Annotated in this window: 12 protein-coding genes; 1 reads left to right on the top strand and 11 read right to left on the bottom strand. The window is 58.5% G+C overall.

Annotation, left to right across the window (positions count from 1 at the left end; all coding sequences use genetic code 11):
- Positions 1 to 32: 32 nt before the first annotated feature.
- Complete coding sequence (locus tag VN622_14915) at positions 33 to 410, top strand: hypothetical protein (protein HWR37152.1); 378 nt, start codon at positions 33 to 35, stop codon at positions 408 to 410.
- Here VN622_14915 and VN622_14910 read toward each other — a convergent pair whose 3' ends face one another.
- The 11 genes from VN622_14910 to VN622_14860 form a co-directional block, all read right to left on the bottom strand.
- A complete protein-coding gene (locus VN622_14910; protein HWR37151.1) occupies positions 411 to 1,115 on the bottom strand; it encodes a lysophospholipid acyltransferase family protein in 705 nt (234 codons plus the stop codon).
- Complete coding sequence (locus VN622_14905) at positions 1,112 to 2,980, bottom strand: PDZ domain-containing protein (GenBank protein ID HWR37150.1); 1,869 nt, start codon at positions 2,978 to 2,980, stop codon at positions 1,112 to 1,114. The genes VN622_14910 and VN622_14905 overlap by 4 nt, the downstream gene beginning before the upstream one ends.
- A gap of 40 nt (positions 2,981 to 3,020) precedes the next feature.
- The gene (gene mpl / locus VN622_14900) at positions 3,021 to 4,433 is read right to left on the bottom strand and encodes a UDP-N-acetylmuramate:L-alanyl-gamma-D-glutamyl-meso-diaminopimelate ligase (protein HWR37149.1); all 1,413 of its coding nucleotides are present in this window, start codon (positions 4,431 to 4,433) and stop codon (positions 3,021 to 3,023) included.
- Positions 4,430 to 5,422, bottom strand: coding sequence for an LD-carboxypeptidase (locus VN622_14895; protein ID HWR37148.1), 993 nt, complete (start codon positions 5,420 to 5,422; stop codon positions 4,430 to 4,432). The genes mpl and VN622_14895 overlap by 4 nt, the downstream gene beginning before the upstream one ends.
- Before the next feature lie 12 nt (positions 5,423 to 5,434).
- Positions 5,435 to 6,214: a diaminopimelate epimerase gene (gene dapF, locus VN622_14890; GenBank protein HWR37147.1), complete on the bottom strand. Its 780-nt coding sequence runs from the start codon at positions 6,212 to 6,214 to the stop codon at positions 5,435 to 5,437.
- A 27-nt stretch (positions 6,215 to 6,241) separates the two neighbouring features.
- On the bottom strand, positions 6,242 to 6,958 hold the full coding sequence (locus VN622_14885) for an MgtC/SapB family protein (GenBank protein ID HWR37146.1): 717 nt from the start codon (positions 6,956 to 6,958) through the stop codon (positions 6,242 to 6,244).
- A 74-nt stretch (positions 6,959 to 7,032) separates the two neighbouring features.
- Positions 7,033 to 8,661 (bottom strand): hypothetical protein, encoded by a 1,629-nt coding sequence (locus VN622_14880; GenBank protein HWR37145.1) that lies wholly within the window; start codon positions 8,659 to 8,661, stop codon positions 7,033 to 7,035.
- Between the two features lie 10 nt (positions 8,662 to 8,671).
- A complete protein-coding gene (locus VN622_14875; protein ID HWR37144.1) occupies positions 8,672 to 9,598 on the bottom strand; it encodes a PfkB family carbohydrate kinase in 927 nt (308 codons plus the stop codon).
- Between the two features lies 1 nt (position 9,599).
- On the bottom strand, positions 9,600 to 10,481 hold the full coding sequence (mtnP, locus tag VN622_14870) for an S-methyl-5'-thioadenosine phosphorylase (protein ID HWR37143.1): 882 nt from the start codon (positions 10,479 to 10,481) through the stop codon (positions 9,600 to 9,602).
- 154 nt (positions 10,482 to 10,635) lie between these two features.
- On the bottom strand, positions 10,636 to 12,093 hold the full coding sequence (locus tag VN622_14865) for a hypothetical protein (protein HWR37142.1): 1,458 nt from the start codon (positions 12,091 to 12,093) through the stop codon (positions 10,636 to 10,638).
- Positions 12,090 to 13,208, bottom strand: a complete 1,119-nt coding sequence (locus VN622_14860; protein ID HWR37141.1) for a 3-isopropylmalate dehydrogenase — start codon at positions 13,206 to 13,208, stop codon at positions 12,090 to 12,092. Before VN622_14860 ends, VN622_14865 begins: the two co-directional genes overlap by 4 nt.
- Positions 13,209 to 13,248: the final 40 nt, after the last annotated feature.

The raw sequence follows: 13,248 nt of genomic DNA, 5'->3' as shown, positions 1-13,248 counted from the left end.
TCCTGCTAATCTGCTCTTGTGAGGCACCGATTTTGAAAGACCGAAATTCGTTTCGTCGCAGTGCCCTGCTTCTACTGGTGATCGCTGTTGCTCTGATAACTACTGCCTGCCCGAAAAAGAACGATCCTGGGACGTACGTCACCGTATCCAACAACTCGGGCGCACCATTACGGAATTTGGAGTTGACGTTTAAGGGCGGGAGCTTCGGACGCTCGCTTTTGGGCAAGGACGAGTCTCATCGCCACTGGATTCAAACGGGCGCGCCATGTCACGTCTTCATGAGTTTTGAAGACTCCACGGGACGGCAAGTGCCCGGGAAGGAATTGGATCTCGGAGAGAAGTGTCCTCCGGAGTTGGCTCTGGACATTGATGCGCAGCAGAACGTGACAGGACGCGCGATACAGCGCTGATCAGCGGTACTGTTCCGGCAATGCACTCGCAATCTGCTTGCGTACGGTTTGGATGAGTTCCTCGCGACTGCTGTATTGCGCGGGGTCTATGGGAGCATGGAATACAGCCGTAACCAGTCCGGGATGAATGGCAAATGTCCCTTTGGGCCAAGCCTCGTGGGTTCCGACCATAGTAATGGGCACGATGAAGACGCCGGACTCCATTGCCATGTGGAATGGTCCCTTCTTGAACGGCAACAAACGCCCGTCGCGTGAACGTGTGCCTTCCGGAAAGACAAGCATACTGAGGCCGGAACGCAATACCTCGGCGGCGGCGCGTACGCTCTCGATAGCGGCGTCTCGATTGCGGCGATCGACGGGGACCAGGCGCGCGATGCGCATCGCCGTGCTGAGCACAGGCAGTCGGTAAAGTTCCTTCTTCACCAAGACGGACGTGCGACGCTCGAGTAGTGGCGCGATGATCGGCGGGTCCAGGTTGGAGACGTGGTTAGACATGAAGATGTAGGGCCGCCTCGGCTCCATATGTTCTCGCCCAACGGCACGGACGCGCACGCCGCCTGCCCATATCCCGCCACGCGCACCCCACATTGCCAACTGCCAAAGCAGGCGGATGTCTCCGGTCAGGAATGTAACTGGAAAGCCGATCAAAGCGGCAAGCGGCACGTACAAGCCCCAGAACGTGACGGCCAAAATCGCGCGTATCACTGCTGTGGACCTCCGGTTGCCGCACCGGCGATCGGAGTCGCTTTAGTTCCTGTTTCGCTATCGCCGCGCATCCAGGCCAACCGCCGCGCACGCTGCGCATTGGTGACGCCCTGCGCTTCATTCAGCACATAGTCATCGCCCATGCGCGTGCTGATCCGGATATTGACTTCGCGCTCGCCCCTCCGGCTGCGGACTTTGAGCCGCACCGTATCGTTCGCTTTCGCTGCGGCTATCGTCGCTGCAAAGTTACCGGACACGGGCTTGCCATTCATCTCCAAGATTGCGTCGCCGGTCGCGATGCCTTGCGCTTGCGCGTCGCTTCCCTCTTCAACACCGGTGACGATAGCCGGTTGATCGAACCTGCGACTCGTAGTGAATCCGGCGCTGGCTACCTGTGTTGTTCTGCGGGCCAGCTTCAGCCCAACCGAACGGAACAACTCGTCGTACGGAAGCTCTTGTGTACCTGCGACATAATGTGAAAAGAACCCCTGGAAACTCGCGCCGGTAACGCTTTCGGCTGCTTTCTGCACGCCAACGGAATCGTCGAAGAAGATTCCGCGCTTAGCGTAGTTCGCATTCATCCACTGGAACAGGTCGCGCAACGACCGTATCCCGCGCGTCACCTCGCGCATTCGAAGGTCGAGCAGAACGCCGAGTATCTGCCCATTGGTGTAATACGAGACGCTGCGCTCAGGCTGATGATAGTACGGATACTTTTCGAGCCACGCGTCCAGGCTCGACTCCTCCGCTGATTGCGTGCTGTGCGCCGCCCTCGATTCGAGCGAACTTATCTGGAACGCAAGCCGATCCAGGAACTGCTGCTCGTCGATCAGGCCCGCGCGATAGAGCATGTGTTCCTGCACGGTGCTGGTGACGCCTTCGCTGAACCACAGTGCGCGCGTGTAGTTCTCACGGGTATAGTCCACAGGCTCGAGCGTGCGCGGACGAATGCGCTTCACGTTCCAAAGGTGGAAGAACTCGTGCGCACTCACGCCTGAGAGTGACAGAGGATGGTCTGCCACGCGTTGTGCATCGACGTCGATGGCGGTGGAATATGCATGCTCCATGCCGCCCGACGCGGGACCACGCGGCAGGTGATAGATGAAGGTGTACTGCTTGTAGGGACGGTCCTGCATCCAGTCCACCGCCGCTGCTACAACCTTGCGAAGCATGGTTTTAATCGCGGCCATGTCGAAGTCCGAGGGTTCGCCATGGACGATCACGCGGTAAGTCGCGCCCCCCTCTTCGAAAGAAGATTCGGTAAACTTGCCAATCTCCACCGGCGAGTCAACCAGCGCATCGTACTTCTCGGCCGCACCCTCCACGCTCACAGCGCCACGGTCGGAGGTTCTGGGAAACACTTCTCCATCGGCAACGCGCCATTCAGTGGGCAGGTCGGTAATGCGAATACGGATGGGAGCGGCGCGTCCGTCAACGGGATACATCAGCACCATGGCCCAGTTCAGGAAGGCATGGTCGGCATTGATCTGAGCTCCGAATGAGCCCGGGGTGTCGGCAACGACGTCATAGCTAAGGATTGAACAGCCATGCTTTGCGTCTGCATCTATGCGCCAAGTCGATTTGTCCAGTTTGCGATGGCTCAGCAAGCGGCCAGCACCGTCACGCGCCTCGACTCGAGTGACGTATTGGGCGAAGTCCCGCACCTGGTAGAGAGCGTTCCAGGCAGGAAGTTGAAAGTCTTGTTCGCCGCCGCCTTCGTACGCCAGTTGCACATGGGCAATATGTGCCGCTCGGTCGCGCAAAGATACCTGGTACCTCAGAGTGCCGGGTTCGCACCCAAAATCCTGGGCTGCTGTTATGCAGGGAAAAAGAAGAGATATAGATAGAAATATTGCGACCTGCACATTGAGCAGGCGACCACTTACGCGTAGATGCACGTCTAGATTAATCCTCGTGAAGACTCTTCAGTTTTGCCGGAAGCTTCTCATAGATTCCGCCGAACCCGCCATTAGAAAGAATCGCGACAACGTCACCGCACTTGAGTTCAGGCGCTATCGCCTCAATGATTTCGTCGGCGGTAGCGAACTGACGCGCGAGAATGCCTGCCTTGCTGACCTCGGCGATAACCGAGGCAAGATCGAGACGCTCGTTTTCGGGAATGGCTTCCGACTTAAAAATGCTCGCCACGACAACGCAATCCGCCAGTGCCAGGCTGCTCGCCAGTTCGTGACGAAAAATATTCCGCCGCAGCGTATTCGAACGCGGTTCCAAAACTGCCCAGAGACGACGTCCGGCATAACGCGTACGCAAGGCCCGAAGCGTCTCCTTGATTGCGGTTGGATGATGGGCGAAGTCATCGACGATGGTGATGCCATCAACCTTCGCCTTGACCTCCAGACGACGCTTCACGCTGAGGAACGACGCCAGCGCCTTGGCGATCACCTGTGGATCGATTCCATAGTTGGCAGCCATGGCTGCGGCGGCAGTCGCGTTCAAAACGTTGTACTCGCCCGCAAGCGGAAACTCAAAGTCTGCCCATGGCTTCCCTTCGCGCCAAACTGACCAGCAGGTGCGGTCGGCTTCAAACTCCATGTCAACGATGCGCCAGTGGGAGTTTGGCTCGAATCCATACCGCTCGACCGAACAGAAGGCGCGACTCACGCACTCGCTGACGTTGCCGCTCGCATCCCAGGCAATGACGCGCCCACGGCGCGGCACCAGATTCACCAGGCGCTTGAAGGCCGTTTTAACTTCGTCCAGGCTCTTGTAGATGTCCGCGTGATCGAACTCGACTGACGTGAGAATAGCGGCTGACGGAAAGTAGTGCAGGAATTTGGGCCCCTTGTCGAAGAACGCGGTGTCGTACTCGTCGCCTTCAAGGATGAATTCGCGCCCGTCGGCGACGGAGAAACTGGACCCGAAGTTCTCGGCAATGCCGCCGATCAGGAACGACGGATCGCGTCCGGCAACGCTGAATATCCACGCCAACATGCTCGTTGTCGTCGTCTTGCCGTGGGTGCCGGCTATAACAAGCGTTTCACGCGCGCTGAGAAATTCCTCATGCAGCACCGACGCCATGGAATCAAACGGCAAGCGATGGTCGAGCACGTATTCCAGTTCGGGATTACCGCGCGATATGGCATTGCCAACCACTACGAGATCGGGACGCGGTTCCAGGTTGCGCTCGCAATATGGCTCCGCGACGGGGATGCCGAGCGAGGCAAGAAAGTCCGACATGGGCGGATACGCTGCCGCATCCGAGCCAGTGACGTGAAAGCCGCGCTGCTTGAGCATGCCGGCCAGAGAGGCCATGGCTGTGCCGCAAATTCCGATGAGATGTATATGACTAGGCTTCATGAATGGGCCGATTGGGAAGAGTCTGCGGCGATGGTCGCCGGTTTGCACGCAAGCCGCACCGAGCTATCTGTCACGACTAGCGACGCCCGAACACCGAGCGGCAGAGTAATGTTGGCGCGCGTCACGTGTCCGCTGGGAAGCCCGTAAGCAACAGGAATTCCAAGGTCGCGGACGATGCGCATGACGATCTGGCTTACGTCATAATCGCTCGCGCCCGGCTGCTCGCACTCAAGCATTTCGCCAAAGATGATTCCACGAACGCCAGCGAACTTGCCTGCTGTTTTCAACTGCATCAACATCCGGTCAACCTGGTAGGGTTTTGCCGCGATGTCTTCGATAAAAACAATCGTGCCCCTGGTCCGAATCTCATACGGCGTCCCGAGCGAGGCTGTCAGCATGGAGAGGCATCCGCCGTAGAGCGTACCCTGCGCGCGTCCCGGCACAAGCGGCTTCACCTGAATGTCGCCATTGAACTCCGCCGTGTAGGAGTCACCAGAAAGGACAGAGCGCCATGACACCAGATCGACGCCATCGGTGTGAGCGAAGTCCTTGGTCGCCATGGGTCCGTGAAACGCCCCGAGCCCGTTATCGACGAACCACGTCAGCAGCGTCGTAACGTCGCTGTAGCCGATGAACGGCTTGGGATGCGAACGAATCAGTTCGAGGTCGAGATACGGAAGCAGGTAATTGCAGCCGTATCCGCCACGAGCGCAGAGGACGGCACGAATGTCATCGCGCCTGAACATCTCATGCAGATCGTTGACGCGCTGGCGCACGGATCCGGCAAAGTAGAGATCGCTGTCGAAAATGGAATCGAAGAATAGCGGCTTGTAGCCAAGCGTCAGAAGTCGTGCGCAGCCGCGCTTGAGCGCTTCGGCATCAATAGAGCTTGCCGGTGCGATAATGCCGATGGTATCGCCCACACGCAGAGACGGCGGCTTGATCCGCTCGCCTTTAATCTTCGTGCCAGGCTTCACGTTGCGCTTCATCACTGCTCAATCTTAAACGAAAAACTCGCCTCGGCAGACCAGTCGTGCGGGGCCGGTCAAAAACAATTCGTCTTCCCAACGGACTTGCTGGCTTCCTCCAGGAGTATGAACCTGTAGCGTACGCATTACGCGCCCGGTCGCTATGGCCGCAGCAGCCGAAGCCGACGATCCAGTCCCGGAAGACAGCGTTTCTCCTGCGCCGCGCTCGAAGATGCGAATCTCGATCTCGCCACTGTTCAGCACGCGAACGAACTCGACGTTGGTGCCCTGCGGGAACAGTGGCTGGCGCTGTATGCCTTCGGCCAGGGCCTGCCAGCCGGGCTGAAACTCATTCACAAACACAACGAAATGCGGGTTGCCCATAGAGACGGGCACGCCTGTGACGACGTTGCCTCCTATGGCGAGTTCAACCGCCCCCGAGACCTTAGGTGCTCCCATGGCGGTCGTGAACTCGAATAGCGGTCCTTCGCGACTCGTCAGTTCACAGGTCTTCACGCCGGCGTCGGTCGCGATCAGAATGCGTTGCAATCCGCTTTCAAAAGCGATGTGCGCTGCCACGCATCGCGTCCCGTTGCCTGACAGCTCCGCGTCCGAGCCGTCGGCGTTCACCAGACGAATGCGGGCATCGGCTGTTTCGGAAGGGTACAGCCACTCGACGCCATCGGCTCCAACGCCGTTGTTGCGGTCGCACATGCGACGTGTGAGCGCCGCGATGTCATTGCCGGCGTACGCGCCATCAACAATGAGGAAGTCGTTCCCGCAGGCACTTCCCTTTACAAATGGAATTCGCAAAGTTAGATCCACCGTAATCCTTACCGATTATTCTTCCTGGTCTTCAGCAGCACCAACAGCTTCTACGCTGGATACGGTCGGCGACATGCGTAACTTCTTCATCAGTGCGCTGTGTTCCTCGCGCATGCCTTCCACTGTGAACTGAAGCCGCGACTGGCCGTTCGTGTGTCCTACTTGTACGCTTTGCATCCCGCGATTTTCGCTTTCGAGAATTTCGTTGACCGCCCAGATGAGTTCTTCAGCGCTCTTGCCGCGAACTTCGAACGTCATCATGTGCGGCTTAAGGTTCCAACGCGTCTCGACGAAGCCCAGCGAGTGCAGCGCGATGAGCAGCATGAGCGTGGCAAACATTGCGGGCAGCAGCAGTCCGCCGCCGACGGCCATCCCAATGGACGCCACAACGAACATCGTTGCCGCCGTCGTAATGCCGGTCACCCCAGCCCTGGAGTGCAGGATGGATCCGGCGCCGATGAAGCCGATGCCAGGAATGATCTGCGCCGCGATCCGAGTGTGATCGCCTCCAAACTCACTCGCAAGCCGCTCTGAAAGGATCGTGAACATGGCTGCCCCAAAACAGATGAACATGTTCGTCCGCAGTCCCGCAGCCTTGCGCTTCGATTCACGTTCCAGACCGATCATGCCTCCGAGAAACGCGGCCAGGATAAGTCGCACCAGCGTTTGCGAAACGAAGATCGCAAGCTCCGGATGCATGTGGGGGTCGAAAAATTGAAGAAGTTGTTTCATGTTTCACGCGCCGGGAACATAGGCCCGCAGGCAAAAACAATTTCGCTGGATTCTAACACCTTGCGGAATTCGACTCATGGGTTCGGCCGCACATCGCTTTGGTAGACGATGACTCGCGGCTTGCCGTCAGGCTGGAAGTCAGCTAAAACACGCAAGCCTTGAGGATGGAGCTGTGCTGCGTACCAGACTTCATCTCCCCTGATGGCGACAATATAGTCCGCCCGGCGCGCTGGTTCCTGCAAAGCGACTTCCCAGTCGGGGTGCACGGCTTCCGAAATGACGCGGCGAAGCGGAATCCCGCTGCGCTGCAAAGCGCCGACATACTCACCCGTGAACATCAGAATGGTGGAATTAGCGTCAGTGCTGCGAAGAATCTGCGCAAGCCGCTGTTCCAGCGCAACGCGAGTGCGCGAGTTTACGCGAGCCTCCCGCAAGCTGATAGGCGTAGCGAGCGCGACGGGGATATAAAGAAGGGCCAGAATCCCACAGGCAGCAACCCCCGCAACGATTTTTCCCGTGCGGCGGCGAGCCTCGAACAGGCCGAGCGGAAGCGCTCCGAAGACGGCGAAGGCGGCGAGCAGTTCCAGCCCATACCGCACGTTGTAGTACGAGTGCGGCCACCAGACTGGCATGAAGATCGGCACGCTGCCGTAAGCGACCGAGTAGCTATAAAACGGCAAAGGCAGCCACAGCAGCAGAAGTATCCCGAACCGCCGCCATCGCCGAATAGCAACTGCGGTACCGAACAAAACCATAAGCGTGAGATACAAATGGAAAGGCCGCTCGGCAATATTCAACTTCGCTGACTGCCAGAAATAAATGGCGGCAACCTTCATGTCGTGCGTGCCGGGGTGCAGCGGGTCTCCGGGCTTCGTCGTACGCGCTTCAATGGCCTTCGCCGAGTACGGGCCGTTAAGAAAGTCGAGCGGTCGCGCTGAAATGGCGTAATTGTGCGAGAGCCACAGAGCCGGTACGACAGCGCAGAATACTAAAAACGCAAGGGCGGAACGGCTTGTCTTTCGGCGAGTTTCAGCCCCCATTTCTGGCCACGCGCGCCAAAGCAACACAAGAGCGACGACGCCGCAGGAGGCAGCCAGCACCCATCCGTCATAGCGCGTGAGGATGGCGGCTCCGAGGACCAGTCCGCAGCGCGCCAACGCCTGGTGCGGAGCGAGGCTGGCGACGTGACCTGCCGTGTTGCTCCCGGCGAACAGGCCGCGTGCAAACTCGTCGAGGTAAACGACGGCCCAGATCATCTCGGCCAGCATGATGGGCTCATTCATCGCCGTGGACTGCATGTAGAGCAGGTTTGGATTGAGGCCGTAAAGCGCTGAGGCAAAGATGGCAGGAAATCGACTCGTACGTCCGCGAACCAGCCGGAAGACGCCGACTACGCCAAACACATAGGCGAGCATCGACGGGACGGCCCCACCGACTCCGGTGCGCCACATCCAGTCATTTACGATGAATGGGATCATGGCGACGTGCGGAAATGGCAACCACACGGTGCCTAATTGCAGAGGACCCGGCGACCGAGAATCGAAGACTCGGCGGGCGATGTTGATGTGTGCGACGGCGTCACCGTAGAGAAGGAGTTCGCCCGCGCGAAAGAAATGAACGAGCGCGAGAATCGAAATCACGGAAGCTATGGCGGCGACGATGAGCACGTCTCGTCTGCCGCCACGCTGTTCGGTGTCGCTCACGAATGCTTCCTTAGTCGAGGTGCGTGAGATCGCGGAAGAGCTGGAAGCGTTGGTCAATTTCCTCGCGCGTAAGTATCTGTAAACGCTCTGGGCCGAAACGTTCGACTGCGAAGGAACCCATCACGCTGCCGTAGAACATCGCGCGCTTCAGGACTTCGCGCGTGATCTCGCCTTGCGACGCAATGTAGCCCATGAAGCCTCCGGCGAAGCAGTCGCCTGCGCCCGTTGGGTCATGCACTTCGTCGAGCGGCAAAGCCGGGGCGCGGAAGGGATGATGTCCGCCAACACCGAATACTCCGTCGCGGAAGAAAATAGTCGCGCCATACTCTCCGTGCTTAATGACGAGCGCACGCGGCCCCACATCCAGTATTTTGCGTGCGGCGCGCGGCAGGCTGGCATCAGCAGCGAGCATCTTGGCTTCACCGTCGTTGATGAGCAGAATGTCCACCTTGCGCAGCGTTTCCAGCAGCTGGGTGCGCTTGATGTCGATCCAGAGATTCATGGTGTCGCCGCCAACCATCTTCGCCCCTGGCACCTTGTCGCGAACGTCCGACTGCAACACGGGGTCGATGTTGGCCAGGAAAAGGAACTGCGAGTCAAGATATTCGTCAGGGATCTGCGGCTTGAAATTCTGGAAGACATTTAGGTCCGTGAATTTTGTCTTCGCTTCATTAAGATTCTCGCCATACTCGCCGCCCCAATGGAAGGTCTTTCCTTTCGCGTGCTCAATGCCACGGGTGTCGATCCCACGCGACTTCATCACGTTTTCGTGCTCAGGCGTGAAGTCTTCGCCTACGACGCCCACGACACGCACATCGGTGAAGAAACTTGCGGACAGCGAAAAATATGTAGCCGAGCCGCCAATGATCTTTTCCCGAACGCCGAAAGGCGTCTTCAAAGTATCAAATGCAACAGAACCCACAACCAGGATGGACACGCTATGCCCCCACCTTCTTATCCGTAAAGTATTTTCCAATGATCAGGTCCAGCCGTTTGCGGGTCGCCGGAGGAACAGCATCCTTCGACGTGAGAATCGCCGTCGCCAACGCTGAGCCGCACTTACAAGTACGCTCTTTCGGCATGGCCGCAACGGCCTCACGTACGACATCGGCTGCGTTTTCGGCATTCTTGAGCAGAACGGCAACGATCTGGTCAACGGTCACGTCATCGTGATCCGGATGCCAGCAGTCGAAGTCGGTGACCATAGCGATGGTCGCGTAACAGATCTCAGCCTCCCGCGCCAGCTTGGCTTCCTGCAAGTTCGTCATGCCGATCACGTCCATACCCCAGCTTCGATACAGGTTGCTCTCAGCCTTGGTTGAGAACTGCGGGCCTTCCATGCAGACGTAGGTTCCGCCGAGCTTGGAGTTCACTCCGACTTTCTCGCACGCAGAGTGCGCGATGCGGGCCACATCCATGCAAACCGGATCGCCGAACGCAATATGCGCCACGATGCCATCTCCGAAGAACGTAGAGACTCGCTGCTTGGTTCGATCGTAGAACTGGTCGGGCACCACGAAGTCGAGCGGCTTGTGTTTTTCCTTCAGCGAACCCACGGCGGAGACGGACAGGATGCGCTCGACGCCAAGTTCCTTGAATCCATAGATGTTCGCGCGGAAGTTCAGCTCCGTTGGCATGATCTTGTGACCACGCCCGTGTCGAGCGAGAAAGGCGACTCTGCGTCCCGCCAACATGCCAATGACGTAATTGTCAGACGGCTTTCCGAAGGGAGTGTCGAGCGAAACCTCGTGTACGTCAGTCAAACCCTTCATGTGATACAGGCCGCTGCCGCCAAGAATACCGATATCTGCCTTTGCCAAAACGGCTCTCCTATTGCGTAAAAAAGTGTGAATGAAGATTGCAGCAGAACGCGCGATTATACAGGAGCAAACGTCCAATTCGAGTTGTCACCTTGCGCGGGAACGCCGGTGAAGTTCATCCTGCTTCGAGTTGCGTGCGGCCATCAACGAAAACTTAGCGACTGCTTTGTTCAAAGACCACACCGCACACCTTGTCGGCGAACTCGCTTTCGAAGCCTTCACTGGCGACCAGCGTGTCTCCGCGACGCTCCAGCACTACCAAGCCTTCGTCTGTGTCCCACTGACCGCCCTCGGCACCAAGTGCCCTGACCTGTTTGACCGACTTGTAGCGCTTGGGCAGTGATTCAGCGTAGAGCCGCGCGTACTCGCGGGCGGCTGCGGCGTCTGTCCACCGCGAAACATAGACCATCGCTACAGGAGCATCCGGAGCGCTTTTCGCTTTCTTTGCCGCGTAGTAATAGCCTCCGCGCCAGGTGCCGGAGTGTTCGTCGGCGGTTTTCGCGCCAATCCACGTCTTGAGCATCACCCAGACATCGAACTGTCCGATGGAGCCGAAGTCGAAACGCTCGTAGCCGCCAGCTATCAGCTTATCGAAGTCGGGGACAGCGAGCTGCGGGACAGACTCGCGGGCAAGGTATGTATTTGGCTGCATGACCTGCCGTGTGCTATTCGGCGGGTCCTTAAGCACGCCCGTGAAAGCGACGTCGCGCCCGCGCTTGGTCAGCACTTCCCGCACGAAGTCGAGTCCATAGGTGTACGGAAATGTTAGCGCCTCCTTCAGGAACAGCGGAGCCTGGGAATATAGTGGCGTAGCGCCCCCGGCTAACATGCCCGCTTTCATGGCCTCAATAAGTTGCGGAGAGTCAGCAACGCTCTTGCCTACGGGCGCCAACGTGTAGTCGAGCAGCACGACCATCGCCTGCCCCTCGATCACTCCCTGGCGAGCCGATCTTTGCTCGTCACGCTCCGCGCTCTCAGCATCGTTCTTTGCCTTAGACGATCCGCTTGCCCACTTTTCCAGCCCGAAGTTTTGGTCTTGTAACGCATGAGTTAACTCGTGGGCCAGCACCGCTTTCTGCGCTTCCGGTTCCACCCAATCCAGCATGTAGACGGTTTTCGTCTTCGTGTCGTAGAAGCCGGCAACCTGCTCCTTGAGCAGATCGAGCAGAAAAGGACGCAGGTTGAAGTCGCGCGGCAGCAGGCCAAACTTTTTCAGCGTGGTTGCGGAGCGCTCCATCCGCTCGGCATCTTCGTCGTCCTTCAGCCGTTCTTCGAGATACTTGACAACCTCTTCGCGTGTCGCGAGTTGGCGCTTAACCTTGTGCTTGATTGGCAACCCGGAATCTTTGCTTGCGAAGGCCAGAATCTCGTCGACGGAATCTAGCAGTTCCTTGGTCTCCGCAGGCGATATCGTGCGTTCGACTGGAGCCGTCGCAGGATCAGGCAGTGGCGTCGGCGAACCGGTCTGTGGCGATACCGATGGCTGCTGCTGGACTGCCGGAGCTGGTTGCTGCGCCGGCTGACGAGGCGCCTGCGCAACCGGGCAGATGAAGGCTCCGATGGTCAGGACTGCGGCAAGACAGACTCGCTGGATATTTTGGAAACCGGTCAAATCAGTGCGCCCTGTCCGGAGGTTCCGGCTGTCACTTGGATGCGGGAAGCAATGTAGTCCGTGCACTCGCGACTACCGAGCGCTCCGCCCACGTCTGAGGTCATCTTCTTCTCACGCACAGCGGCCGCCACGGCGCTTTCGATTCGGGCGGCCTCGGTCTTCATTCCCAGATAGTCGAGCATCATGGCGGATGTGAGGATAGAACCTATGGGATTTGCGAGGTTCTTGCCGGCAAGCGGCGGAGCCGAACCGTGTACGGGCTCAAACATCGAAGTCCGGCCCGGATGGATGTTACCGCTGGCTGCCATTCCCAAACCGCCTTGCAGTGCCGCGGCAAGGTCCGTGATGATGTCGCCGAACATGTTGTTGGTGACGATGACATCGAGAGATTGCGGCTCGCGCACCATCTGAAGACAAAGCGCGTCCACGAGCATATGCTGCGGCTCGATGTCGCCGTACTCGGCAGCAACGTCCTTGAACACTCGCTGCCACAAACCACCCGCGTATGTCATGACGTTCGACTTGTCGGACATCATGACCTTCTTGCGTCCGTTCGCGCGCGCATACTCGAAAGCAAAACGGATGACGCGCTCAACGCCTTTTCGCGTGTTGACGTCTTCTTGCGTGGCGATCTCGTCCGGAGTGTCCTTCTTGAAGAAGCCGCCCATGCCGGCATAGACGCCTTCGGTGTTCTCGCGAATCACGGTGAAATTGACATCTTCCACGCGCGCATTCTTCAGCGGACACAGCGCGGCATCCAGCAGTTTCACGGGACGCACATTAGCGTAGAGGTCGAGCTTGAAGCGCAGGCCCAGCAGGATTTCCTTGCCATGCTGGTTGGATGGAACTCGGGGATCGCCTACGGCACCCAGCAGGATTGCGTCGAAATCGCGGCTCAGCATCTGGAAGCCATCCGGCGGGACCGTGGTACCGTCCTTGAGATACCGCTCAGCGCCCCAGTCGAACTTGGTGAACTCCACCGGCGCGCCAGTCGCGCGCACTACCTTGAGAGCGGCAGGAATCACTTCCCTGCCAATGCCGTCACCCGGAATGACCGCAACGCGCTTGTTCGCCATATGGTCGTCAACATACCAGAAAACGAGTTGAATCCGCATTTTGCGCGAGTGCCACGCCGGGGCGCGAGCCGACAATGTA

The organism is Clostridia bacterium (assembly GCA_035561135.1).
Taxonomy (GTDB): Bacteria; Acidobacteriota; Terriglobia; order Terriglobales; family Acidobacteriaceae; genus DATMYA01.
Note: the sequence above shows the minus strand (reverse complement) of the source record. Positions and strands in the feature narration are given on the sequence as shown.

Coding starts and splice junctions, on each gene's coding strand:
- mpl (HWR37149.1), bottom strand. CDS start 4,433: ATGAAGCCTAGTCATATACATCTCATCGGAATTTGCGGCACAGCCATG.
- VN622_14895 (HWR37148.1), bottom strand. CDS start 5,422: ATGAAGCGCAACGTGAAGCCTGGCACGAAGATTAAAGGCGAGCGGATC.
- VN622_14885 (HWR37146.1), bottom strand. CDS start 6,958: ATGAAACAACTTCTTCAATTTTTCGACCCCCACATGCATCCGGAGCTT.
- VN622_14860 (HWR37141.1), bottom strand. CDS start 13,208: ATGCGGATTCAACTCGTTTTCTGGTATGTTGACGACCATATGGCGAAC.